Origin of the sequence: Hafnia sp. CBA7124, assembly GCF_002355555.1 — a bacterium.
GTDB classification, from domain to species: domain Bacteria; phylum Pseudomonadota; class Gammaproteobacteria; order Enterobacterales; family Enterobacteriaceae; genus Hafnia; species Hafnia alvei.
The window spans coordinates 3,307,783-3,333,010 of the sequence record NZ_AP017469.1 but is presented as its reverse complement, the minus strand read 5'-3'; the positions used below and the strand labels follow the sequence as shown (position 1 = coordinate 3,333,010).

General features: G+C 47.8%; 23 protein-coding genes. 13 read left to right on the top strand and 10 right to left on the bottom strand.

Translation table 11 applies throughout. The annotated features are described in order from the left end of the window. Positions 1 to 11 precede the first annotated feature (11 nt). The 11 genes from CPY98_RS15320 to CPY98_RS15275 all read left to right on the top strand — a co-directional run bounded on the left by CPY98_RS15320 (position 12) and on the right by CPY98_RS15275 (position 12,341). Positions 12 to 1,364 carry a VasL domain-containing protein gene (locus CPY98_RS15320; RefSeq protein WP_096388312.1) on the top strand — a complete coding sequence of 451 codons (1,353 nt, stop codon included), beginning with the start codon at positions 12 to 14 and terminating at the stop codon, positions 1,362 to 1,364. 47 nt (positions 1,365 to 1,411) lie between these two features. Beyond that, positions 1,412 to 1,825, top strand: a complete 414-nt coding sequence (locus CPY98_RS15315) for a molecular chaperone (protein ID WP_096388767.1) — start codon at positions 1,412 to 1,414, stop codon at positions 1,823 to 1,825. An 8-nt stretch (positions 1,826 to 1,833) separates the two neighbouring features. Then, positions 1,834 to 3,885 carry a type VI secretion system Vgr family protein gene (locus CPY98_RS15310; protein ID WP_096388310.1) on the top strand — a complete coding sequence of 684 codons (2,052 nt, stop codon included), beginning with the start codon at positions 1,834 to 1,836 and terminating at the stop codon, positions 3,883 to 3,885. 13 nt (positions 3,886 to 3,898) lie between these two features. Continuing rightward, positions 3,899 to 4,177 carry a PAAR domain-containing protein gene (locus CPY98_RS15305; RefSeq protein ID WP_096388308.1) on the top strand — a complete coding sequence of 93 codons (279 nt, stop codon included), beginning with the start codon at positions 3,899 to 3,901 and terminating at the stop codon, positions 4,175 to 4,177. Between the two features lie 7 nt (positions 4,178 to 4,184). Continuing rightward, positions 4,185 to 5,114 carry a DUF4123 domain-containing protein gene (locus tag CPY98_RS15300; protein ID WP_096388306.1) on the top strand — a complete coding sequence of 310 codons (930 nt, stop codon included), beginning with the start codon at positions 4,185 to 4,187 and terminating at the stop codon, positions 5,112 to 5,114. Continuing rightward, on the top strand, positions 5,111 to 7,531 hold the full coding sequence (locus CPY98_RS15295) for a hypothetical protein (RefSeq protein WP_096388304.1): 2,421 nt from the start codon (positions 5,111 to 5,113) through the stop codon (positions 7,529 to 7,531). Before CPY98_RS15300 ends, CPY98_RS15295 begins: the two co-directional genes overlap by 4 nt. 99 nt (positions 7,532 to 7,630) lie before the next feature. Further along, positions 7,631 to 8,608, top strand: a complete 978-nt coding sequence (locus CPY98_RS15290; protein WP_231899423.1) for an IclR family transcriptional regulator C-terminal domain-containing protein — start codon at positions 7,631 to 7,633, stop codon at positions 8,606 to 8,608. A 295-nt stretch (positions 8,609 to 8,903) separates the two neighbouring features. Then, entirely contained in the window at positions 8,904 to 9,695 is a 792-nt protein-coding gene (locus CPY98_RS15285; RefSeq protein ID WP_231899422.1) for a hypothetical protein, read from the top strand. 45 nt (positions 9,696 to 9,740) lie between these two features. Then, positions 9,741 to 9,881 (top strand): hypothetical protein, encoded by a 141-nt coding sequence (locus CPY98_RS21045; RefSeq protein ID WP_231899421.1) that lies wholly within the window; start codon positions 9,741 to 9,743, stop codon positions 9,879 to 9,881. Between the two features lie 207 nt (positions 9,882 to 10,088). Then, positions 10,089 to 11,360 (top strand): RidA family protein, encoded by a 1,272-nt coding sequence (locus tag CPY98_RS15280; protein ID WP_096388300.1) that lies wholly within the window; start codon positions 10,089 to 10,091, stop codon positions 11,358 to 11,360. 462 nt (positions 11,361 to 11,822) lie between these two features. Continuing rightward, the gene (locus CPY98_RS15275) at positions 11,823 to 12,341 is read left to right on the top strand and encodes an Hcp family type VI secretion system effector (RefSeq protein ID WP_004096682.1); all 519 of its coding nucleotides are present in this window, start codon (positions 11,823 to 11,825) and stop codon (positions 12,339 to 12,341) included. Positions 12,342 to 12,430: 89 nt separating this feature from the next. Here the strand turns inward: CPY98_RS15275 and dxs are convergent, their stop codons facing one another. The 3 genes from dxs to xseB all read right to left on the bottom strand — a co-directional run bounded on the left by dxs (position 12,431) and on the right by xseB (position 15,616). Continuing rightward, the gene (gene dxs, locus CPY98_RS15270; protein WP_096388298.1) at positions 12,431 to 14,296 is read right to left on the bottom strand and encodes a 1-deoxy-D-xylulose-5-phosphate synthase; all 1,866 of its coding nucleotides are present in this window, start codon (positions 14,294 to 14,296) and stop codon (positions 12,431 to 12,433) included. A gap of 168 nt (positions 14,297 to 14,464) precedes the next feature. Further along, entirely contained in the window at positions 14,465 to 15,370 is a 906-nt protein-coding gene (ispA, locus tag CPY98_RS15265; RefSeq protein ID WP_043495027.1) for a (2E,6E)-farnesyl diphosphate synthase, read from the bottom strand. A gap of 3 nt (positions 15,371 to 15,373) precedes the next feature. Beyond that, a complete protein-coding gene (xseB, locus tag CPY98_RS15260; protein ID WP_025800016.1) occupies positions 15,374 to 15,616 on the bottom strand; it encodes an exodeoxyribonuclease VII small subunit in 243 nt (80 codons plus the stop codon). A 259-nt stretch (positions 15,617 to 15,875) separates the two neighbouring features. On the opposite strand from xseB, the gene thiI reads away from it, so the two are divergent. Continuing rightward, the gene (gene thiI / locus CPY98_RS15255) at positions 15,876 to 17,324 is read left to right on the top strand and encodes a tRNA uracil 4-sulfurtransferase ThiI (RefSeq protein ID WP_043495025.1); all 1,449 of its coding nucleotides are present in this window, start codon (positions 15,876 to 15,878) and stop codon (positions 17,322 to 17,324) included. A gap of 167 nt (positions 17,325 to 17,491) precedes the next feature. Here the strand turns inward: thiI and yajL are convergent, their stop codons facing one another. Both yajL and panE read right to left on the bottom strand, forming a co-directional pair. After that, positions 17,492 to 18,085: a protein deglycase YajL gene (yajL, locus tag CPY98_RS15250; protein ID WP_046450105.1), complete on the bottom strand. Its 594-nt coding sequence runs from the start codon at positions 18,083 to 18,085 to the stop codon at positions 17,492 to 17,494. Then, the gene (panE, locus tag CPY98_RS15245) at positions 18,048 to 18,962 is read right to left on the bottom strand and encodes a 2-dehydropantoate 2-reductase (RefSeq protein ID WP_025800010.1); all 915 of its coding nucleotides are present in this window, start codon (positions 18,960 to 18,962) and stop codon (positions 18,048 to 18,050) included. The genes yajL and panE overlap by 38 nt, the downstream gene beginning before the upstream one ends. A 187-nt stretch (positions 18,963 to 19,149) precedes the next feature. On the opposite strand from panE, the gene CPY98_RS15240 reads away from it, so the two are divergent. Continuing rightward, the gene (locus tag CPY98_RS15240) at positions 19,150 to 19,641 is read left to right on the top strand and encodes a YajQ family cyclic di-GMP-binding protein (protein ID WP_025800008.1); all 492 of its coding nucleotides are present in this window, start codon (positions 19,150 to 19,152) and stop codon (positions 19,639 to 19,641) included. Between the two features lie 89 nt (positions 19,642 to 19,730). On the opposite strand, the gene CPY98_RS15235 is transcribed toward CPY98_RS15240, so the two are convergent. The 5 genes from CPY98_RS15235 to cyoB all read right to left on the bottom strand — a co-directional run bounded on the left by CPY98_RS15235 (position 19,731) and on the right by cyoB (position 25,225). Further along, entirely contained in the window at positions 19,731 to 21,101 is a 1,371-nt protein-coding gene (locus CPY98_RS15235) for an MFS transporter (RefSeq protein WP_046450106.1), read from the bottom strand. Between the two features lie 268 nt (positions 21,102 to 21,369). Further along, entirely contained in the window at positions 21,370 to 22,260 is an 891-nt protein-coding gene (gene cyoE / locus CPY98_RS15230) for a heme o synthase (RefSeq protein ID WP_025800005.1), read from the bottom strand. Between the two features lie 13 nt (positions 22,261 to 22,273). After that, complete coding sequence (locus tag CPY98_RS15225; RefSeq protein ID WP_004091690.1) at positions 22,274 to 22,624, bottom strand: cytochrome o ubiquinol oxidase subunit IV; 351 nt, start codon at positions 22,622 to 22,624, stop codon at positions 22,274 to 22,276. Continuing rightward, positions 22,624 to 23,244 (bottom strand): cytochrome o ubiquinol oxidase subunit III, encoded by a 621-nt coding sequence (locus CPY98_RS15220; RefSeq protein ID WP_025800001.1) that lies wholly within the window; start codon positions 23,242 to 23,244, stop codon positions 22,624 to 22,626. Before CPY98_RS15220 ends, CPY98_RS15225 begins: the two co-directional genes overlap by 1 nt. Further along, positions 23,234 to 25,225, bottom strand: a complete 1,992-nt coding sequence (gene cyoB / locus CPY98_RS15215; RefSeq protein ID WP_040044358.1) for a cytochrome o ubiquinol oxidase subunit I — start codon at positions 25,223 to 25,225, stop codon at positions 23,234 to 23,236. The genes CPY98_RS15220 and cyoB overlap by 11 nt, the downstream gene beginning before the upstream one ends. Positions 25,226 to 25,228: the final 3 nt, after the last annotated feature.

The window sequence follows — 25,228 nt, the reverse complement described above, 5'->3', positions numbered from 1 at the left end:
ATGCTACGCATATGGCTAATATCGATTATCAACAAGTAGCAACAGGGAAAGATCCACGCGATTTTGATGAGTTTGAGCGCATCCGGGGTGAGATTAATAAAATGACCCATCCTCTACATCCTCCAGTGGATTGGAGTTTGGTACAACGGCTTGGGGTTGCTCTATTTACTAAGAACGGTGTTGATTTACAAAGCGTAGTTTATTACGCAATGGCTCGAACGCGTTTAAATGGATGGAATGGGTTTGCCGAAGGGTGTGAGCTCATGGCCGTTCTTATTGTGTCGCAGTGGGAGAGTTTCTGGCCAAATACCAATGCGATGAGAGCTCGTAATGAGATGCTTGATTGGTTTGCCGCCCGAGTTGGCGCGCTTGTACGGCAGCTCGTTCGGTCACCAGAAACGATGCAAGATGTATTTAGAGCAGAATATGCGCTGAAACGCGTGAGTGATAAATTGCAGCAACATAAAGAGATCAACGTTATGTTGATCAATAGCTTGCTCTATTTTTTACAAGAGTGCGTTAAAGAAAGTAAAGCGGCGGCGAGTACGTATTCCAATGAGCCCCCCGTTGTATTGCCGCTGGTTTACCTACCTCAGCAAGAAGCCTCAACGAGCGCCTCTTTTTCTTCCTCAATACCGGCTACGGCAGATACTCAACAAGTCTTCACTTCAATTCATGCGATAAAAACCAAAAAGCGTTTTCCTTGGATCCCAGTGCTATCTGGCGTAGTGGCGGGGTGTGTATTAACGCTTGGGAGCGTATTGGTTTACCACATGTGGGAACCGGAAGCGCCGGTGGTGCATTTTTTAGCGGCTGCACAGCCAGAGCCTGAGCTCATGCCAATTAATCAGGCTATGACATATAACGCTGAATTACAGCAACAAGAACAAAAGATTCTTCGCATTTACCAGCAAAAATTAATGGATATTGCTCAAGCGTCCCCGGTAAATGACTTACAGCGTGGGCAAGAAATAAGTCAATTGCTACAAAAAGTCTACCCACAAAATAGCGTTTCTACTCAATGGCGACAGCAGTTAGAAAACTTATCGGCAGTAGCCAAAGATACGGGCTATCTCTCTACACAACAGGCAGTACAAGCTTTACTTAATGAGCTCTTAGAATCAGAGAAACTACACCGTGGTTATATGACGATCTCCAGTCTTAAAACAGGGCTATATAACATTCAGAGTCAATTAAGCGCCTCTCCACCGATTGCCTATTTGCTCATGCAAATAGAACAGCAAAATCAGCAAGGCATTAAGCCTTCTCCTGCCCAGTTACATCAAATTGATGATCAACTGAAGGGACTACAGGCACGTTATTTATTATTACAAGCAGCAAAAGAAAGAGAATTTCAAGAATAGAACTTTAAGTCATGTCACATAGCATATTTGTTAACGAGGACGAGTTAATGAAAAAGGATACATGGATAAAAATAGGTGCACTGAGTTTGGCTATTTTAGCTAGCGCTAGCCAAGCGGAGATCGGTACAACGCCATCTGTGCAAGAACAAATGAATGGATTGGCCGACTTAATCGGTAGTGCTGCTTTTCTGCGCGACCACTGTGGCGTGACAGATATACCCGCGAATAAATCCCTGAGCATGATTGCTATTGTTACCGCCATGGATATGGGCTGGGATAGCCGCGAATACTACCCGAACGGTGAATCTACGGGAATGTATAACGCCAAGCTCGATCAGATGGGACAAAAGGTTGAGCAGAGTATAACCGTGGACGGCACTGATGCTTCCAGCACCTGTCAATCGCTGGCCGCGAACCAGCATATTGCTGCATTCGTCGCCTTGGCGAAAGCCAGAGGCTAGGGGGTGATATGTCTGATAACACGGGATTACAGTTCACCTTTACCACTCAATCATTGCCTGAGCACACATTTAACGTAGTGAGCTTTACCCTTAACGAAGGGCTCTCTCAGGTTTATTCATTATCGGTTGAGCTGTCGAGCATATTGCAGGAAATCAGTTTTGGTCGTTTGCTAGATAATACCGCTGAGCTACAAATTTGGTACAACGGAGCGCTTCAGCGGCGGATAAATGGGGTGATTAGTCGCTTTTCTCACAGCGATACGGGCAATGAGCGCACGCGATATAGCGTCACATTACGGCCTGCTATCTGGACGCTGACATTAGAGCATTCGTCGCGTATTTTTCAGCAGCAAACGCCGCAGCAGATTATTACTACTCTATTGCGCAAGGCTAATGTCATCCAGTTTAGTTTCCAGCTTCGCTATGAACATCCAATGCGTGAATATTGTGTACAGTATCGTGAATCAACGCTGGCGTTTATTGAACGATTAGCCGCTGAAGAAGGTATTTCTTGGTATTTTCGTTTTGAAAATAATAAACAGGAAATTGTATTTGTTGATGACTGTGCCTTTTTACCGATGGGAGAAACGCTTCCCTATAATTCACATCATCGTGGGTTGAATGAGGGCGCAAGTATTCAGCGTTTTAGCTATGAAGAAAATGTGCGCGCTGCACAAGTATTGCTTAAAGACTACACCTTCAAAAATCCGGCGTGGGAAATGCTCTATCAAGAGCACAGCCGGGGCGATCATCAGCGAAGTGAAACGCTGCATTATGATTTTCCTGGGCGATATAAAACGGATTTTAATGGCCAAGCCTACACGGGATATCGTTTGGATGCGCTGCGTCAAGACGCTATGCAAGCGCAGGGGCGGTCAGATAGCCCTGCTTTGATGGCGGGCCAGTGCATTGCTATGACGTCTCATCCGCATGAGTCATTCAATCAAAAGTGGCAAATTATTTCACTGCAAACTGAAGGGCAGCAGCCACAATCACAAAGAGAAGAAGCCGGTGTCTTGGGGACTTTTCTGGAAAGTCACTTAGTCATGATTCCCGATGGTCAAACATGGCGACCTTTACCTAATGTGCGCCCGCGTGTTGACGGACCGCAGATGGCGGTGGTGGTTGGACCTGAAAATGAAGAAATCTACTGTGATGAGGTCGGGCGAGTCAAAGTTCAGTTTCCTTGGGATCTTGAAGGCAAAGGCAATGAAACCAGCTCTTGCTGGATCCGTGTCGCCCAAGGTTGGGCCGGCAGTCGCTATGGTGCCATGGCGGTGCCACGTATTGGGCACGAGGTTATTGTTGATTTTCTTGAAGGTGACCCCGACCAGCCGATTATTACTGGTCGCACTTACCACGTTGTTAATGTTCCTCCGCATGCACTACCCGTACATAAAACACGCACCGTGCTGCGCACCGCTACCCATAAAGGCGCGGGTTATAACGAGCTCTCATTTGAAGACGAGCAGGGGCAACAGCTTGTTTATCTGCATGCGCAAAAAGATCAGCAGACGGAAGTTAAAAACAACCAATACCTCGTAGTAGAGCAAGATCGTTCTAAAACCGTCAAGCACGATCAGGTTGAGGAAATTGGTAACGACAAAACCAGTGATGTCACTCACGACCATATCGAACGCATCCATCACGATCAGATGATTAATGTGATGAATAATCAACAAATACAGATAGATAATCAGTATTTGTTTCATGTTCTTAATCAGCGTAAAGATAAGATGGGTGCTGATTTTTCCGAGGAGATTGCGGGAGACCATCACCACTCGGTAGCGGGAACCTATGAAGTACTGGCTAATGAAAAGGTGCTGATCAATACCAACGATTTGGTGTTGCAGGGGGCAAAAAGCGTAGTACTGCAAGGCCCCGGCGGCAAGATTGTCATCGATAGCTCAGGTATTTCGCTATCGTCGAATTTGGTCAATATCAAGGCTGTTACGCGTATTACCAGCGGTGGAAGCAGTTCAATGTCAGCTCTAAGCGCCACGGCGATGAACGGCGATCCACTTTCAGAAATTTGTCCAATTTGTTTACAGTCATTGTGATAGGGAGAAAACAATGGGCGTACCCGTTGCACTACTTGGTCATCAACATGTTTGCCCGATTCCTTTTCATGTCGGTGGGCCAATCATACAAGGCGATCCCGCACTCACGGTTAACGGCATACCGGTTGCGTTGGTTGGTCACAAATGTGTCTGTGTTGTTGGCGGCCCCGACAGCATTGCCACTGGCAGTCCGTTACTGACGGTAAATGGGATTGAAGTAGCCGTTATGGGCTCATCAACAAAGCACGGCGGGGTGATCGTACAAGGCGATCCGGGTCTTATCATCGGCTAGGGACAGCATGATGGAAAAGAAACATTGGTATTTGAATGCTCAAGATCAAGAAAATCTTCAGCGCGGGCGTGAGCAAACGCTGATATGGAATGCGTTGCGTACGGTGATGGCCATACAGGATATTCCTCCCATATTGCTCGAAGAGGAGGGTGAAAGGTGGCTAGAGAACATTATTACTTTGGCTCAACACTACAAGGTAATGGATGCTTACCGGCTCCCAATTTGGATTGAAATATCACATCGCGGCGGTGAATTATTTTGGCAACTTGATGATGTGCAAGAGGTGCTAAATAACGAGGACATTGATAGCGTTCGGCTAAATACGTTGCTGCAAATGGCGAGGTTAGAACAACGTCATACGGTTAAACAAACGTCTACCGTATTGGATGTGACTAACAGCACTATCTATCGCTGGTGTGAGGCGGAATTGCCGCTGTGGGCCATCATTGACGGCGCATTAGATGCTGCTCCGCAAGGTTTTGCTAGTGGTTTGGGTGTGGCTCATCATTCGCTGTTCAATGCGTCAGATCGTGCATTGGAAAGTCATGGCCCGTGGTTAATCGCCGCATGGGCCAAACCACGTATGATGCAATATCTGCTATCACGTCCAAATTACGCGTTCAATACGTTATGGCTGGTCGCAGACGGTGATGCCAACGACCTTGTCACCCATCTGCAAGGCCTGCTGTATGTCAAACAACACGATGACCAGAATAGTCGGTTTCGCTTTCACGATCCGCGTGTATTTTCTCAGTGGCTTAACACACTCGATTCCCTTCGATTAGCGGACTTCTTTGGCCCAGTACAGCGCTGGATAAGCCCAGATCCTAATCCCTTATGGTCAGAGCAACGACTCCATCGTTACAGCTTGATTGACGACGCACTGGAACATCAAGCCTTAATGATGTATCCGCCAAACAAGGAGGTAACCGCATGAGCGATCATGAATGTCGTGGCGAATGCCAGTGTAAGAAAGTGGTTATTCCGGTGATTTTTGTGCCGGATATTTTAGGAACGCGTTTATCTAATGCCAGAAATCATAAAACAGTGTGGGATCCGATGGCGGGAATGGGCAGTTATCATACTCCGCTCGGGACTGCCGCGATTGATTTAAGCGGGATGATCACTAAACAAACAGCGATGGCTAATGCCTCTCCCTTGGTCAAAAAACTGCTGGCGTTGCAGGAAAAACTGACGCAGTTACATGGCGCGTTGATGGCGCTGTATCAGATGAGCCAGAAAATCGCCAAGGCACTCGGCCTTAATAGCCTCAGTAAGCGGCTCGAGGGCGCTAGCACCGATGCGGTGGGAGACACCAAAGAAACCACCACCAAACTCAAAGCCCAACTCGCAGAGATAAAAACCAAGATTGCGCATATCGAAAAAGAGATCACCCATGTGTTCGAGGCGATGGGTAAGGCTGAGGATATCTTGCGTATTGGGCGTAACGTATGGGGGGCAATCTCAGTATTGGAATGGATGTTTCGTGATGCAAGTAAGCGCCGGGAAATTCTGGTGGGAACGCAGGTTGGGCGCGATGATAGCCTGCTTGAAATCAGCCAAGATGCAACTAAAGGCAGCGCAGATACCCTCTATTTCAGCACCATGACCTCGGTGCGCGTGCAGGATATTGACCAACGCTTTAAGCAGGGATGGGGAGAAGTGTGCTGGCATCAATACGGTGAATTTTTGATGACGCTGCAGCGGCATTTGGATGCGCGTTTTAATATCAAAGACGTTAGCGTTGCGGGGCAGAATTTGCCGGGTGATATCCCCCAGCCAGTGATGCCAACTGGAAAAGCGCTTAAAGACTTGTTGGCTGCCATTGAAGCGCTGTTTGATTTCGGCGATAAACCGGCATCCAAGCCTGCCGCGGCGGCCGCTCCTAAAACGGTCACCTCAGTGTCAACGCCAACGCCTTCGACTGCTCCTGAAAGCAACTCAAGCAAACAATCGCCACTGCCTTGGGGCGCAGATGCCAACTTTGCCAAGGTGATGGGCGGCTACGCGTTTCCTTTACATGTAGTGGGTTTTAACTGGATGCAGGGCTGTGCCGACGGTGCTCAACGGCTCACGACCCGCATTGCACAGATTATGGCGATGTACAAAACCTCAGATGACGGCGGCGAAGGTACGTGGATGACCAAAAAGCCAGTTGAAAAGGTGCTGATTATTTCGCACGGTGCTGGTGGGCAAGTGGTGCGAGCGATGCTGGCAAATTTATCACCGGAGACGTCGGGGGGGAGCAGCTCCGGCGAAAATTCGTCTCCGAAGGATTCAAACTCAAAGGGGAATTTTGATAATGCTGATAGCCAAAATCACCCGGCGGCGGCAGCCAGTGATAAAAGCACACCGCGTGGCAGTGCTGCGGTTATCAAAAAGTCTATTCCCCCTTTCAATAAGGAAAGCCTGCTTAAAGCAGTGCATGTTGGCCTGCCGATAAATGGTATGCCAGATATCTATTGCTGGTTCCGGGCAGGGATGCAAACGCCGGTATCGGTGGATTGGAGCAAGCCCGCTCAGGCTGCGCAAGACAAGACCTTAGCCTATATCAGTAATCAAGTGCTCGGTGCTAACGCGGCAGAAATTACCATGGTACTGAGCTATAGCCAAAGCGCGCTAGAAGTGTTGCCCAATAATAGCTATGAGAAAGGATGGATTTGCTATCAACCGCCGTCTATTTCATTGGTGGAAGGAGAAAAAGCGCCATCTCCGGTGGCGATGGAGGTGGATAGTGATACTTATGTGGAATACCAAAATGAAAGCCATTGGTATAAAGCAATTGATGGGAAGAAGCTTTGTGCTGAGTCTGATCGTTGCGATGATAATTTTCGGATTGTGTCTGGATATCTAAAAAATGCCTCATTATTTCATTCGACTTTGGGGGCTGGAGGGCTAGATAAGACTCAGCAGTTGAGCGGCAAGAACAGTAAGCCAATGTCGCGAGATAAAGCGGTTTGGCAGGCACAGAGCGTGACTCCAGCGGGAACACCGGATAGTTGGCAAAAGTTTGGTCAACGGGTAGCAAACACCAGTGGCTTGCTCAACGGTATTGACTCGGTATTAGGCACCCATTTGTTTAGCTCCTTAGCTGATAGCGGGCAGGGCACGCTGTATCTGACCGGAGCAACGGCGAGTTTAACCGTGTTGCCAACCGAGTTTGTATTGCAAAAAGGCAGCAGCGTTGGTGACGGTGAATTGCCACTGTCGGCGGCAAAAGAGGCTACGGAAGTCGAATGCAGTGAATATCACGACAGCCTGTATCAAGACGAAAAAATCCGCGCAGCGGTATATAAAGAGCTGCAAACCGCCAGTTGGGCCTATAACGCAGAAATTAGCGCGCCTAAAAAATAAAAGGACTTAGCTATGCGGCATTTATCGTGGTTATTACTTAGCACTTTGGTGTTATCAACAACCAGCTGTGGAGCACACTCTCTTCGTAAGGATACTGCTATGAATACTCAACTTCCCACCCAAAAATACTGTTTTGGTCGCTATGAAATTGAATTACCGAACTTTATGTACATGAATAGTGGACGCTATTCTTTTGAAAATTTTGATATTGAAATTGTAAGGGCAGTCAGAACTGACTACCCAACTATTGAAAAGGATTGGGTTAGTTATATTAGCAACAAAGTTTCAACCGATGTGGCTATTTCTCCCGGAAGTCGAATAATTAATAAGGATATGAAGAATAATCCAAGGCTTATGTTAGAGTACATCGATACCTCAAAGGAAGCATCTAAAAGATTAAACGCTATTTATATGTTTCACCCCTATTATTTAAAATCAGTCGTTGAACGTAAAGAATGGATATTGGCCACGGGAAGGACAATAGAAATCCCTCGCCCGCAGTCAGTCGATGGACTTGAACGAGAGTTAAAAAAAAGAACTGATGCGCAAATACGTGATATACAGAAAATAGCTTATCATGTCTATCCCCATTATGAACAAGGCTACTGCCTTGATAATGAACATCAATATTATCCAGGGCGCTTAGAAAAAAGAGATAGCTACGGAATTACATGGAGTGGTACGACGGGAAGTAAAGATACTTCTAGTTATATAACTATTGACGTTCGGAGCTTAAATAAAGATGAACAGGACTTTTTAGATAGCCGCACTTCCAAAGGTAAACTACTCAGAACCTTCTTCCCTAGCACCACGGTGGTTGTTGGTGGGATTAAAGGGGAACTCTATACCAGTCACGATAAACTCAATCCGACAGGGCGTGAGTTTCAGTGGCTGCCAAGCGGCACCGAACTGGGCAACCGCTTAAAACCGCTGATTATGATTGACGGCGAAATTGATACGCGCGATCTACCTGCTGAATACCGAGACAAAATCAGCGGCGAGGAGCTGATCCTATGGATACTGGAAAGCATCAAAATGCGGGTGGGTGGTGATGAAGATATTCTGTCTCATCGGTAAATAGATTGCTTTAAGCTAACGCCATTATTTATATGCATGGCGTTAGCGACTCAAACGTATATTTTTCTTAATAGCTATATGACTAATGTATTTGTCGTGTTGTAAATATAAAATTGTATCGAGCAGTCTTCTTATAAAATCCATACAAATCGCCAGTTGGGCCTATAACGCAGAAATTAGCGCACCTAAAAAATAAAAGGAATTAGCTATGCGGCATTTATCGTGGTTATTACTTGGCACTTTGGTGTTATCAACAACCAGCTGTGGGCCACACTCTCTTCATAAGGATATTGCTATGAGCACTCAACTTCCCACACAAAAACACTGCTTTGGCCGTTATGAGATTGAATTGCCCAATTTTATGCATATGGATAGCGGCGCTTATGCATTTGATAGTTTTGATATAGAAATTGTTACTGCAGTAAAAACTGAGCGTCCAACTATTGAAAAAGATTGGGCGAATTATGTTAATGGGAAAATATCTAAGGATAGTGAGTTCAATGTAGGTAGCAGGATTGTGCAAAAAAATATGGAGAGCAATCCTAGACTAATATTGGAGTATTCAAATACAGAAAAAAATCCCGATATTGAGATGAGCTCTTTATATCGCTTTCACCCGTATTATTTAAAATCACTTCCTGAACGAAAAGAGTGGATCCTTGCAACAGGGAGAACAATAGAAATACCTCGCCCGCAGTCAGCCGATCAACTTGACCGAGAGTTAAAAAGCAGAACTGATTCTCAAATAAGGGATGTACAAAAAATAGCCTATCATTCATATCCGCACTATGAGCAAGGCTATTGTCTTAACAATGAGTATCAATATTATCCGGGACGCCTTGAGAAACAGGACAGCTATGAGATTACGTGGCGCGGTATTACAGGCGGAAAATATACCTCGAGCTATATCACCATCGATATTCAAAGTCTTAATAAAGATGAACAATCAGTGCTAGAAGAGCGCACTTCCAAAGGCAAATTACTCAGAACCTTCTTCCCGAGCACCACGGTTGTTGTTGGGGGGATTAAAGGGGAACTCTATACCAGCCACGATAAACTCAATCCGACAGGGCGTGAATTTCAATAGCTGCCTAGCGGCACCGAACTGGGCAATCGTCTCAAGCCGCTGATTATGATTGACGGTGAAATTGATACTCGCGATCTACCTGCTGAATACCGCGACAAAATCAGCGGCGAGGAGCTGATCCTGTGGATATTAGAAAGTATCAAAATGCGGGTAGGGGGTGACGAAGATATTCTGTCGCATCGGTAATGATGAGTTAAGTAAAAAGCTGAGTAAAAAATAAACGCCGTGTGATTCAACGTATGGCATTTATCTTGCTTGAAATAAAGGCTTCATTTTTTATGAGGCCTTTATGTTTGTTACGTGGATACAACCGCAGCAATGATCGACAGCGCTGTAGAGTCTGTGTTTATCACATAACCCACTAAACTCTAATCTTTAACGGTGAACATTACTATGAGCGGTTACAATGAGGTCTTAGCAAGAAACACGCAGAATGCACCAAGCGATATTGGACTCTATTCACAAACTGTCGCATTTTCTCATTATAATAATTTTTCAGTTCAGTTGCCTATTGACCCAAAAACAGGTGAATTGGTCATAGGTGGTATAAACAAGCAGGCTGAGCAGTGCTTTAAAAATATTAAAGCCGTTGTGGAAAGCATCAAACATGTGATGAGTGATGTGGTTCGCATCACGATATTCGTTACAAATATCAAAGATGCTGACGCTGTAAGTGTAATTTATAAATCATTCTTCCCAACCTATGTACCCGCGCTAACGGTCGTTGCCGTTGATGCTTTGCCAATGGGAGCGCTAGTGCAAATTGAAGCGCTACTCTCAAACGGTGAAGGAACAATTCCGAATGCACCACAATCTGGTGATCTTATAAAACTTATAAATAACACGGTAAATGCGCCAATCTGTTCCCTGTCTTCACAAACTGTCGCTTTTTCTCATTATAATAATCTTTCAGCCCAATTACCTATTAATCCGATAACTGGCAGAGTCGTGGAAGGGGGGATAAAAGAGCAAACTAAGCAGTGTTTAAAAAATATTAAGGCCATTGTCGATAGTATTGACGTGCCCTTTGATGACATTGTGAAGATAAGTGTTTTTCTAACCAACCTTGCGGATCTTGAAGCCGTCAACGAAGTTTACGCCACATTTTTCCCTGATTCAGCGATTGCCCGAACCATCGCTTATGTTCCTGCACGGACAGTGATTATTGCATCAGGCTTACCAATGGGGGCTTTGGTACAAATAGAAGCCGTGGTGTCACACGGTGATGGTACACCGCCGCAGGCCGTTGAAGACAGACATGGGCTCATTATAGAACCGCACAATACGGATAATGCGCCAAAATGTTCTCTATCTACACAGACTGTCGCTTTTTCTCATTACAATCATTTGTCAGCCCAGTTACCTATCGAACCTAAATCCGGTAAATTGGTGGCTGGTGGGGTAAAGGAACAGGCTGAGCAGTGCCTTAAAAATATTAAGGCAATTATAGAGAGCATCGAACACAGCATGAGGGATGTGGTTAAAGTTAATATCGCCCTTAAAAATATCGCAGATATTTCCGCAGTAGACAGCGTTTACGCAACATTCTTCCCTGGCGGTATTCCTGCTCGAAGAATTATTGGCGTGGCTGATTTGCCTAAAGATGCGCTAATCCAGATAGAAGTTGTGGTAGCCAATGAGGAAGGTACCCCTCCGAAGGCATAATACCTTGCCTCGCTGTTTCTGCACGGGCTACCTTTACTCATCCGAATAGATGGTTTTAATTAAGTGGTTCGGAATGCAGTCTCTTAATACCTTATTTCAATGAAGCCTCGCTCTGTAAAGGGCGAGCGCATGCTGTATTCAAAAGGCAAAATTCTTTGGTCATGTAATTCCATCTATCGATGGAAGGATGTTTTTTATCTCCGGTATAGAAAAAACTTAGTGCACGAATTTTGTAGCTGATTAACCTGCTTATTTGACCTTTCCTAATTAAAATCGCCAGAATGGAAGCTTTTTTCTAGTTTATGAAAGGTGCGGTTTATATCTGCTTACATTCGTTTTGATGGTTGGAAACAAATTTCTCAGAGAGAGAGATAGCATGGAGATAGAAAAAGACGCACTACTCTTTTTCTTTTAAGGAACATCTCTTTTAACTCAGTTCGGTTTATTTATAAGGATATTGCAATGCCTACTCCATGTTATATCGCCATCCAAGGTAAAACTCAGGGAAATATTACGTCTGGCGCATTCACTTCTGATTCTGTGGGTAACATTTACGTACAGGGCCATGAAGATCAAATGCTGGTGCAGGAATTTGAACACATTGTGACTGTGCCAACCGATCCACAGTCAGGCCAGCCTTCTGGTCAGCGTGTTCATAAGCCGTTTCGTTTCACCGTTGCGTTGAACAAAGCCGTGCCTTTGTTATATAACGCATTAGCTTCAGGTGAAATGTTGCCGAAAGTTGAGCTAAAATGGTATCGCACCTCCATTGAGGGGAAACAAGAGCACTTCTTCTCAACCATTCTGGATGATGCCACTATCGTTGATATTGATTGCCATATGCCACACTGCCAAGATGCCGTAAAAGCGGAATTCACTCAGCTAGTTAAAGTGTCTTTGGCATATCGTAAAATTACTTGGGAACATACCGTTTCCGGTACTTCTGGTGCCGATGACTGGCGTGCGCCAAGCGAGTCTTAATATTGGCTTAGCTTGTGTGGTAAGCATAAAAAATCAAAGCTACCGAAAGGTAGCTTTGTTATTGGTAGCTTTGTTATTTAGGAAGATATTTAATCTTGTAACCAGCGCGAGATCTGGTTAACGATGCCTGCTGAATCTAGCTCGATTTCATGCAAGGCTTCAGCCTGAGTTCCCTGTGGGATAAATTTATCCGGTAAGCCAAGGTTAAGCACAGGAACGAGCTTACGTTTAGCCATCAGCAGTTCATTCACGCCGCTGCCAGCACCGCCCATAATAGCATTTTCTTCTAGCGTCACCAGTACGTCGTGCGTGGCGGCTAGTTCCAACACCAATGCTTCATCGAGTGGCTTAACAAAGCGCATGTCAGCAACGGTGGCATTTAACTGTTCTGCGGCGACTAAGGCATCTGGCATCAGCGTGCCGAAGTTTAATATGGCGATCTTCTCGCCCTGACGACGAACAATGCCTTTGCCAATCGGCAGACAGGCTAAAGGCTCTAGCGTAGCGCCGGTGCCTGAGCCGCGTGGGTAGCGTACTGCCGTTGGGCCATCCTGATATTGATGCCCGGTATGCAGCATTTGGCGGCATTCATTTTCATCACTTGGCGTCATGATGACCATGTTAGGGATGCAGCGCAGGAATGAGATATCAAAGGCGCCCTGATGCGTTTGCCCGTCTGCACCCACGATACCGCTGCGATCGATAGCAAACATCACTGGCAGTTTTTGCAGCGCCACATCGTGAATGACTTGGTCATAGGCACGTTGCAGGAACGTGGAGTAAATGGCAACAATCGGTTTATAGCCACCGATGGCTAAACCCGCGGCGAACGTAACGGCGTGCTGCTCGGCAATCGCAACGTCAAAATATTGCTGCGGGTATTCTTTCGAGAATCGCACCATGCCTGAACCTTCGCGCATGGCTGGCGTGACCGCCATCAATTTGCTGTCATCAAGCGCTGTTTCACACAGCCAATCGCCAAAAATTTTGGAATAAGTGGGTAAGCCACCGGCATTTTTGGGCAAGGTTCCGCTCGCTGGATCGAATTTAGGTACCGCATGCCAACTGATCGGATCCTTTTCGGCAGGGGCATAGCCTTTGCCTTTTTTGGTCATAATATGCAGCAGCTGTGGGCCTTTTAAATCACGCATATTTTTTAGCGTGGCGGCCAAGCCTTGCACATCATGCCCATCAACGGGGCCAATGTAGTTGAAACCGAGCTCTTCGAATAAGGTTCCAGGAACAACCATGCCTTTAAGGTGTTCTTCGGTACGTTTAACCAGCTCTTTAATGGGCGGCAAGCCTGAGAGTACCTTTTTCCCGCCTTCACGCAGGCTGGAATAGAGTTTGCCGGAAAGCAATTGGGCTAGATGATTATTCAACGCGCCCACGTTCTCGGAGATCGACATTTCGTTATCATTCAGAATAACGAGCATGTCCGCTTTGATATCACCTGCGTGGTTCATGGCTTCAAAAGCCATACCCGCCGTGATGGCACCATCACCAATAACACAAACCGTGCGACGATTTTTGCCTTCACGCTCGGCGGCAACGGCCATCCCCAATCCAGCACTGATGGATGTTGAAGAGTGGCCTACGCTGAGCACGTCGTACTCGCTTTCATCGCGCCATGGGAATGGATGTAAACCGCCTTTTTGGCGGATGGTTGCAATGCGATCGCGGCGCCCGGTCAGGATCTTATGCGGATATGCCTGATGGCCGACATCCCAAACCAGTGAATCAAATGGGGTGTTGTAGATATAGTGCAGCGCGACCGTGAGTTCTACGGTTCCTAACCCTGAGGCAAAGTGTCCGCTAGAGCGGCTAACGCTATTGAGCAGATACTGACGGAGTTCGTCGCACAGCTTTGGCAGGCTTTCTTTCGGCAGTAGGCGAAGATCGTTAGGGTCTTCAACCAGTGCGAGTGTCGGGTATTTGGCGATATCAAAACTCATTAGCGGCTCATGTCTGAATTACATTTTTCAATATATACCCGGCATACTTCGAGCTGCAGATGCGCTGTCTAAGGTGTTGGCCTGACTGCAACTCGGACTACTTAGGGTATAGACTCCGACCCATCGGCGTTTTAACGTGCACGAAGGGCGGTTTCTATTTTTATTGGTTTAATTATCGCGCTCAATGATGAAACTGGCTAAGGATTTTAATGCCAGAGTATCAATGCTGTGGTGTTGCTCAAGCTCTTCAAGAACATGTATTGCATCTTTGTACAGATCGAGCGCTTTATTTTGGGCCTGTTCGAGGCCGAGCAATGCAGGGTAAGTACTTTTCTCTAATTCTTGATCTGAACCCTGAGGTTTACCCGTTTTAGCGCTGTCGCCGATCACATCTAAAATGTCGTCTTGTACTTGGAATGCAAGCCCGATGGCCTGAGCATAGCGATCTAACAACGGTAGCGCAGCGCGTCCGGCATCACCAGCGGCCAAAGCGCCCATTCGAATCGCACAGCGAATTAATGCACCCGTTTTGTGGCTGTGAATTTGCTCAAGCGCCTGCAAATCAACGTGTTTGCCTTCGGCTTCTAAATCTAACGCTTGTCCACCGCACATGCCTGCCACGCCGCTGGCCTGTGCCAGTTCGCTAAGCATCGCCAATCTATCGGTCACGGCAACCGCAGGCATTGGGCTATCAGCCAAAATGGAGAACGCCAGCGTTTGCAGCGCATCGCCGGCCAAAATCGCGTGGGCTTCGCCAAATTTAATATGACTGGTAGGCTGGCCACGGCGGAGATTATCGTCGTCCATTGCGGGTAAATCGTCATGCATCAGCGAATAGGCGTGAATGCATTCAACGGCCGCAGCGGGGGCGTCTAGATTATCTAATGAAAGGCCGAACATTTCGCCGGTGGCATACACCAAGAAAGGACGAAGACGTTTTCCGCCGAGCAGCGCGCCATAGCGCATCGCAGCAACCAGTTGCCCATCAGAAAAGGGCAGTGGGTCAATATAGTGTATTAACGCGGCATCGGCGCGTTGATGATAGGTTTTGAGTAACTGTTCAAAAACAACCATGTTTTATTCTTGATCCGCGTTAAAAGGGGATAAAGGGGCGTCCTTATCGTCATTGAGTAGGATCTGTACGCGCTGTTCAGCCTGTTGCAGCGTCTGTTGCCCAAGACGAGCAAGCTGAACGCCACGTTCAAACTCATTGAGCGCGTCTTCTAATGGCAGTTCGCCAGATTCTAAATGAGTCACAATCTGTTCTAGTTCGCTCAGAGCTTGTTCAAAGCTAGGCGCGGCGGGTGCTTTTTTTGCCATAGTCGTCTTATCTTCGCTGTTCTGTAATGGTGTTCTGCAATAAATAGCGGTTCTGCGATGGAGTGACAGAATTTTTTGCCACGTTACCGGAGTCTGTAGGACTTGGCAAATTACGGATTTTAAACTCGTGAGATGAGGTTCAGTGCGCCAGTGAGCAAGTTAGTGCTATACTGCGCGCCTTGTACATTGCGTCCTCAATTTCTAAGCATGCAGTGTAAGCCCTTTTAACGTAAATCACGACGAAATAGCCACTGCCATCATGAAGTTTATCATTAAATTATTCCCAGAAATTACTATCAAAAGCCAATCAGTGCGTTTGCGCTTTATTAAGATCCTGACCGGGAACATTCGCAACGTTCTGAAAAAACAAATTGATGAAGTGGCTATCGTACGCCATTGGGATCATATCGAAGTTCGCGCTAAAGATGAAAGCCGCACCGAACAGGTTCGTGACGCTTTAACGCGAATCCCTGGGATCCATCACATTTTAGAAGTTGATGACTGCCCTTACACCGATATGCACAACATCTTTGAGCAAACGCTCGAAATGTACCGTGACAAGCTGGAAGGCAAAACCTTCTGCGTGCGTGTTAAACGTCGTGGTAAGCATGATTTTACGTCGATCGAAGTTGAACGCTACGTCGGTGGCGGTCTGAACCAGCATATTGAAAGTGCGAAGGTCAAACTGTCCCATCCTCAGGTGACCGTTCATCTGGAAATTGAAGACGACCGCCTGCTGCTGATTAAAGGTCGCTATGAAGGCTTAGGTGGCTACCCAATCGGTACGCAGGAAGATGTGCTGTCGCTGATTTCCGGCGGCTTCGATTCCGGTGTTTCCAGCTATATGCTGATGCGCCGTGGTTGTCGCGTACATTACTGCTTCTTCAATCTGGGCGGTTCCGCGCATGAAATTGGCGTCAAACAAGTCGCTCATTATCTGTGGAATCGTTTTGGCAGCTCCCATCGTGTGCGCTTTGTTGCCATCGATTTTGCCCCGGTGGTGGGTGAGATTTTGGAAAAAGTCGATGATGGCCAGATGGGCGTTATCCTCAAGCGTATGATGATGCGTGCGGCGTCGAAAGTTGCAGAGCGTTATGGCGTTCAGGCTTTGGTCACCGGTGAAGCACTGGGACAAGTTTCAAGCCAAACGCTAACCAACCTGCGTTTGATTGACGGCGTGACTGACACGCTGATCCTGCGCCCGCTGATTTCACACGATAAAGAGCATATCATTGATATGGCTCGTGAAATTGGGACTGAAGATTTTGCCAAAACCATGCCTGAATTCTGCGGTGTGATTTCAAAAAGCCCAACCGTAAAAGCCGTGAAGTCCAAGATTGAAGCCGAAGAAGAAAACTTCGATTTCGACATTCTTGAACGTGTGGTGGCCGAAGCGCAAAACATGGATATCCGTGAAATTGCCGAGCAAACCAGCGAGCAGGTTATTGAAGTTGAAACCGTTGATGCATTAAGCGGCGATGAAGTGGTTCTGGATATCCGTTCTAACGACGAACAAGAAGACAAACCGCTGAAGATTGAAGGGCTAGAAGTGAAAAGCCTGCCATTCTACAAACTGGCGACCCAGTTTGGCGATCTCGATCAGAACCGCAACTATGTGTTGTACTGCGATCGTGGCGTGATGAGCCGCTTGCAGGCGCTGTATCTGAAAGAGCAGGGATATAACAACGTTAAGGTGTATCGCCCGTAATTGAACCCCCTCCCAGCCTCCCCCTTCGCAGGGGGAGGGGCAGCCCGAACATTGATGTTAAAGTAGAGCTAGGTTCGGCTCCCTCCCCTGAGAAGGGGAGGGTTGGGGTGGGGAAGCGTGCTACCACTCCTGATAGTCATAGATCCCCGATGCGGGAATTAACTGGGCTACCACTCCTGATAGTCATAGATCCCCGATGCGGGAATTAACTGGGCTGCCACTTCGGCGGCTTTTTCTTTGCCTAAAAGTACGTCGATAATTTTTAGCGCAAAGTCGATACTGGTTCCTGGCCCTTGGCTGGTCAGCAGGTTAACGCGCTCATCGAAATAAGCGCGTTTGTCGATCCACTGATTCTCGGGGATCTGATCTTTTAGCGTTGGGAAACAGGTGATATTTCCTATTGGGAATAGCTTGTGGTGAGCTAATACTAATGCGGGAGCGGCGCAGATTGCGGCGACCAGTTTTCCCTCAAGATGCATTTGGCGCACCTTCTCAACGACCAGTTCACTGTCTCGAAAACACTCAGCGCCTTCCATTCCACCGGGCAAAACAATGACGTCATAAGACTCATCGGCAACCTGAACCAGCGGTTTATCCGCTAACAGTTTTACGCCGCGTGAGCAGGTTATGACTAATTCGCCATCGCTGGCAGCACTTGCCGTAGTGACTTTAATGCCCGCGCGAACAAGCAAGTCAATGGTCGTTACTGCTTCGGTTTCTTCGCTACCAGGAGCCAGACACACCAGAGCCGATGCGCTCATAGGTTTGTTCCTTTCGTTTAATGGTTTCAAAAATATGGGCATTCTCAGTGACGCTAAGTCCATGCTTGCGTGCTGCCCTGAGCAGATAGCCAGTGATGTAATCAATTTCAGTATGTCGCTGAGCCTGCACGTCTTGGTACATTGAAGAGTAATTATCGGCGGTCATGCACATCACGTTGGTCACGTAATGCAGCAAGCTTTCGGGAGATGTTCGATACCCTTCAGCCTCCATTACCTCGGAGATTTCTTTTACAATGGCTTCTACGTGCGGCATGTATTTTTGCAAATCGCCGTTGCGGCAGTTATAGATAACTGACAATGGATTAATGACGCAGTTAACGGCTAATTTTTTCCAGATAGCGGGCATGATATTGTCATGCCAGGCCACATCAGGAAGTGCCTGATGCAAGACTTCTGCAATGTTGCTTTGCCCAATAGCCGCTGAATTCGTTGGACCGATATGTGTCGTGCCCGCGGCAACGTGGATAATCGTATTGCCATCACGGCGCGCCGCGTGGGTGGTGACCCCTTGAAATAGGGGCTGTTCAATCAGGTTTGGAAACTCATCCTGGCTGCCCATCCCATTATGTAGCAGGATAATTCGGCAGTGAGGGGGAATTTTCGCCAGTAATGGAACCAAACCGTTATAAACCTGCCAAGCTTTTAGCGTCACTAATAAGATTTGGCTTTCCGCTAAATGTAGAGGGTCGTTCGCCGCTAGGTTTTTATTGTATGACTGTCCGTTAAGTTGGATGATGTTAACCGGACAATAGGGCTGAGGTACGCGTAACCAGCCTTGAACATCGTGCCCAGCTTGTTCTAATGCCGATAACCATAGCTGCCCTAGCGCCCCGCAACCAAGAACTGTTATTTTCATTTGGCCTCCTTCCCGATACATCAGGCGATTTGCGCGCAAAGCAGAAATATTCAATCTAAGCAGTATAAACTTTTATGACGCAGATCGCAGTGAGAAGCATCGGTTATGGTGTAAGGACTGTGGCTGGTCTTGCATCGCCGGAGGAAGCCGCTATTATGCTCGGCATTCAACCGAGAGGAGATTTAACATGCCTTCATTCGATATCGTTTCTGAAATTGATATTCAAGAAGTTCGTAACGCCGTAGAGAACGCTTCACGTGAGCTAGGAACTCGTTGGGATTTTCGCAACGTTGAAGCCAGCTTTGAGCTGAATGAGAAAAATGAAAGTATCAAAATCTCCAGCGTCTCTGATTTTCAAGTCAACCAGCTCGTGGATATTATGCGCGAAAAACTGGCGAAACGTGGCATCGATGGTGCTGCATTAGAGATCCCTGAGCAGATTGAACACAGCGGCAAGACGTACAGCATTGAAGCCACGCTGAAAAAAGGCATTGATAGCGCGATGGCGAAAAAAGTCATCAAGCTGATTAAAGACAGCAAGCTGAAAGTGCAGGCGCAGGTTCAGGGTGAACAAGTGCGTGTAACGGGTAAATCACGCGATGATTTGCAGGGCGTGATGGCGCTTATTCGTGGTGCAGATTTGGGACAACCGTTCCAGTTTAATAACTTCCGCGATTAACGCTGGGTTTTGAATCAGATATTCGATCTGCTCCTCCCCCTGCGAAGGGGGAGGCTGGGTGGGGGTCATGGAAGGGAACAATACCAGAGCTAGACTGTCTGCCCCGCCACAAACAACTCAATGTCTCCACGGTTTGTGAGCTTAGAATCAATCTTCACATACGCCGTTTTCTCTTCAGGAATCAGTACCACATCAGCCACGCCGTGCAGTTGCTTAAGCGCCTGCTCTAATTCCGGCGTTGCAGGGATCGCATCGGGAATAACAATGCGCAGGCTACTGACGTAGGGCGGCTCTTTCATCGTCATGCTGACCGCAAGCCAGATCACGGCTAACACTGCGCACCCGGTAAACACGGTTGCAGCGCCGTTATGCGAATACAAGAATCCACCTAAGCTTCCGCCGATGGCCACGCCGAGAAATTGGCTGGTGGAATAAATTCCCATCGCTGTGCCTTTATAGCCCGCGGGTGACTCTTTGCTGATCAGCGAAGGCAATAACGCCTCCATCACGTTGAAGGCTATAAAGAAGACTTGGACGCCAAAGATGATGCCCCACAGATGTAAATCGGCGTACCAAAGGATCACCTCAGCGGCGAGCATTAAAATAACGCATACCTGAAACACCTGCTTCATACGGCGTTGTTTTTCAGCATAGATGATGAAAGGGATAACGCAGACAAACGCGATCAGCATGGTAACTAAATAGACTTTCCACTGATTATCTCGTGCTAGACCGGCTTCTTCCATCAGCGGTGGCAGTGCCACAAAGCTCGACATCAGTAAGATATGTACGCACATAATGCCGAAGTTAAGCTTAAGCAACCGGCTGTTTGCCAGCACTTTGCTAAAGCTCCCCTTCACCATGCTGGATTCACGGTTCAGCACGTGATGGCGCGGCGTTGGGATGCAAAATAGCGTGATGATAACGCCACCTAATGCTAACAGTGCGATCATCCAGAAAAGGCCAGAGAGGCCAACGGCATGGGTAATAATTGGGCCTGCGACCATTGCAATGGCAAAAGTGACACCAAAACTGACGCCGATAAATGCCATCGCCTTAGTGCGATTTTGCTCACGGGTTAAATCGGATAGTAGCGCCATAACAGCGGCGGCAATCGCCCCCGAGCCTTGTAATGCACGGCCAAGGATCACGCCCCATATTGAGTCTGTCATGGCGGCAATAGCGCTGCCGAGAGCAAATATGAGTAGCCCGCCGACGATGAGCGGTTTACGACCAATTCTGTCAGAGAATAGGCCGAATGGGATTTGGAAGACGGCCTGTGTTAAGCCATAAATCCCAATCGCGATCCCGATTAACGTTTCGGAAGCGCCCGCTAAAGACATGCCATAGGTGGTGAGCACCGGCAAAACCATAAACATCCCAAGCATACGCAATGAGAATACGGTTCCTAGACCCCAGGTGGCTTTCCGTTCCTCTGGTGTCATCTGAAAATCATTCATTACAACCTCAGTTTCTTTTAGTGCGGGAACAACCCAGCGTTATCACTGCGTTGAAATTATACTTGTTATTGGTGCTTTCTAATGAACATTGCTCTGATGGCAATTGGTGGAAAGCATTCCCGAGGAATAGTATCTATTGTTATTACAGCCGAGCTAGATTACTTGACCTGACCCGTTTTGAACAGACTCAGGACGAAGTGGGGGAGGGGAAAAAAGAAAGCCGGATGAGATATCCGGCTTTTCACGATTAATCATTAAGGCTCAATGATCAACGCAGCATTGTAAGCAGGCTTTCTGTTGCCGGAGACTGGAAGTCAACCGACATCATGACGCTCAGGCAAGTGATGGTCACGATGGAGAACACAAACAGTTTGCGTGCCCATACGCGATCGTCCACCGCTTTTTTATAGCCAGAGAGCGCCATACCTAACCACCACACGCTTACCGCCGCTGCAACAACCAGATATTTATAGCCCGCATACCCGCCAAGAGACAGCATCAGCGTAGCAACCATAAACGCCACGATATATAGCGTAATGTGGTTTTTCGCTACCGAAATCCCTTTAACCACCGGCAATACGGGAATATTGGCGGCTTGGTAATCCTTGAAGCGGAAGATGGCAATCGCATAGGAGTGCGGCATCTGCCACAGGCTGAAAATAGCCAGTAGGATTAGCGCGCCAGCGTCGAATTCGTTGCTGACGGCGCAGTAGCCAATAACCGGTGGAGCTGCGCCAGACAGGCTGCCAATCAGCGTGCCGTATACGGAATGACGCTTCATATACAGGCTGTACACGCCAACGTAGACGATGAAGCCAATCACTGCTAACAGCGCGGCTAATGGATTAGCCGCAACATATAACAGTGCAACACCGGCAAGGCCCAACAGCGTAGCGTAGGTCAATGTCACTTTAGGTGCGATTAACCCTTTCACCAAAACGCGGTTTTTGGTTCGCTCCATAATTTTATCAATGTCTCGGTCAATGTAGTTATTAAATACACAGCCCGAGGCGACAACCAGCGACACGCCAACCATGGTCGCGATGAACAGGGGAACATCTAAGCTCCCCTTCGAGGCCAGGAAGAATCCACCGATAACCGAAATCAGGTTACCGAAGATAATGCCCGGTTTTGTTACTTGCAGGTATTGCTTCATCATCACAGGCAGCTCTTTAGTGGACCATCATATTGATGTTGAGGTTGTACATAATCCAAAGTGAGCCAACGACAACAATGGCGATAATCAAGGCGGTAAATGCCAGAGCTATCAGGTTCCAACGTTCTTCAGACGAGGTGTTCATGTGCAGGAAGTACACCAGATGAACAAAAATCTGAATCACAGCCATCGCAACCACGGTAATCAAAATCGTTTGGTGCGACGCGGTACCTTCCATCACCATCCAGAACGGGATAACCGTGAGGATGACCGACAGAATAAAGCCAATCATGTAAGACTTTGCGCTGCCGTGGCTAGCACCGTTGTTGTCTGTAGAATGGTGACCCGTTGTAGGTGAGTGACTCATTACATTGCCCCCATCAGATAAACTACGGTGAATACGCAGATCCACACCACGTCCAAGAAGTGCCAGAACAGGCTCAGACACATCAGGCGAGTACGGTTACGCGCGGTCAGGCCTTTTTTGCCTACCTGAATCATCATCACGATAATCCAGATCAGGCCGCTGGTAACGTGGATACCGTGCGTGCCAACCAAGGTAAAGAAGGCAGACAGGAATGCACTTTTGTCAGGGCCAAAACCTTCGGCAATCAGGTGATGGAATTCGTAGATTTCCATCGCGATGAAGCCAGCGCCGAACAGGAAGGTCAAACCTAACCATGTATTTACGGTGCCTACTTTACCTTTGTTCATCGCCAGCATGGCGAAGCCATAGGTGATGCTGCTAAATAACAGCAGGAAGGTTTCAACCAACACAAACGGCAGTTCAAAAATATCTTTGCCGGATGGGCCGTCAGCGGTGCCGTTGACCAAGACTGCATAGGTTGCGAACAAGCTCGCAAACAGAATACAGTCGCTCATCAGGTAGACCCAGAAGCCGAACACTTTCGTGTCACCGGCGTCGTGGTGCCCATGCTCCGCATGGGCCTCCTGACCGTGAGTATGATGTAAAGTATCAGTTGTCATATTTCACGCCTGCTTTGCTAATTTGTTCAAAGTGTTGGTTCTCAATACGTTCAATTTCAGGAACTTGAACGTAGTAATCAACATCATCGTTGAAGCTGTGCACGATCCACGTGGCAATCATGCCCAGGAAGCAGACAATCGCCAGCCACCAGATGTCCCAAATCATGGCAAAACCAAAGACGAGGCTAAAGCCTGCAATGATGACGCCTGCGCCCGTGTTACGTGGCATATGAATGGGTGCATATTTCTCTGGTTTCTTATAAGCGATACCTTCTTCTTTCAGCTCCCAGAATGCATCACGCGAATGAACCTGTGGCTCGATAGCGAAGTTATAGAACGGCGGTGGAGAAGAAGTTGACCACTCCAGCGTACGGCCGCCCCATGGATCGCCAGTCAGATCGCGGTTCTGATCGCGGTCGCGAACAGACACGAAAATCTGAATCAGCTGGCAGGCAATACCACATGCAATCAGCGCAGCGCCGCCCGCAGCAACCATCAGCAGAGGATGGAATGCAGGGTCAATTTGCTGGCTCAGACGACGAGTCATGCCCATGAAGCCCAAGCCGTACAGCGGCATGAAGGCAACGAAGAAGCCGATGATCCAGAACCAGAATGCGCGTTTGCCCCAAGTTTCGTTCAGCGTGAAGCCAAATGCTTTCGGGAACCAGTAAGTCATACCGGCGAAGCAACCGAATACCACACCACCGATGATCACGTTATGGAAGTGTGCAATCAGGAACAGGCTGTTATGCAGAACAAAGTTTGCACCCGGAACCGCTAGCAGAACCCCGGTCATACCACCTACGGTAAAGGTGATAATAAAGCCGATAGTCCACAGCATCGCAGAGTTAAACACGATGCGGCCTTGGTACATGGTGAACAGCCAGTTGAAGATTTTTACCCCGGTCGGAATCGAGATAATCATCGTGGCTATACCGAAGAACGCATTGACGTTTGCGCCTGACCCCATGGTGAAGAAGTGATGCAGCCAAACGATGAACGACAGGATGGTGATACACACGGTCGCCCATACCAGCGAGGTGTAGCCAAACAGACGTTTCTTACAGAAGGTTGCCACCACTTCGGAGAACACACCGAAGACTGGCAGAACCAAGATGTACACTTCCGGATGGCCCCAGGCCCAAATCAGGTTGATGTACATCATCATGTTGCCGCCCATATCGTTGGTGAAGAAATGGGTGCCGAGGTAGCGGTCAGCCGTCAGTAAAGCAACGGTAACGGTTAAAATCGGGAAGGCAGCAATGATCAGAACGTTGGTGCACAATGCGGTCCATGTGAAGACCGGCATTTTCATCAGCGACATGCCAGGGGCACGCATTTTGATGATAGTGGCAAAGAAGTTAACACCCGTCAGCAAGGTACCTAAGCCGGATATCTGTAGACTCCATATCCAGTAATCGACCCCTACGCCAGGGCTGTACTCCTTACCTGATAGCGGTGGATAGGCCAACCAACCGGTTTGAGCAAATTCACCCACACCCAGCGACAGGTTGATCAGAACCACACCGGCAACGGTGAACCAGAAGCTGAGGTTGTTCAGGAATGGGAATGCAACGTCGCGAGCACCGATTTGCAGCGGTACAACGACGTTCATCAGACCTACCACGAACGGCATCGCCACGAAGAAGATCATGATTACGCCGTGAGCGGTGAAGATCTGATCGTAGTGGTGCGGTGGGAGGAACCCGGCTTCACCGGCGGACGCAAGCGCCTGCTGGCTACGCATCATGATGGCATCGGCAAAGCCGCGCAGCAGCATGACAAACGCCACGATGATATACATGATACCCAGACGTTTATGGTCAACCGAGGTTAGCCACTCCGTCCATAGGTATTTCCATTTTCCAAAATAGGTAATCAAAGCCAGAAGGGCCAGACCGCCTAAGATAATGCCGGCAACCGTAACCATAACAATCGGTTCATGGTACGGGACGGCGTCGAGTGTTAGTTTTCCAAACATCTG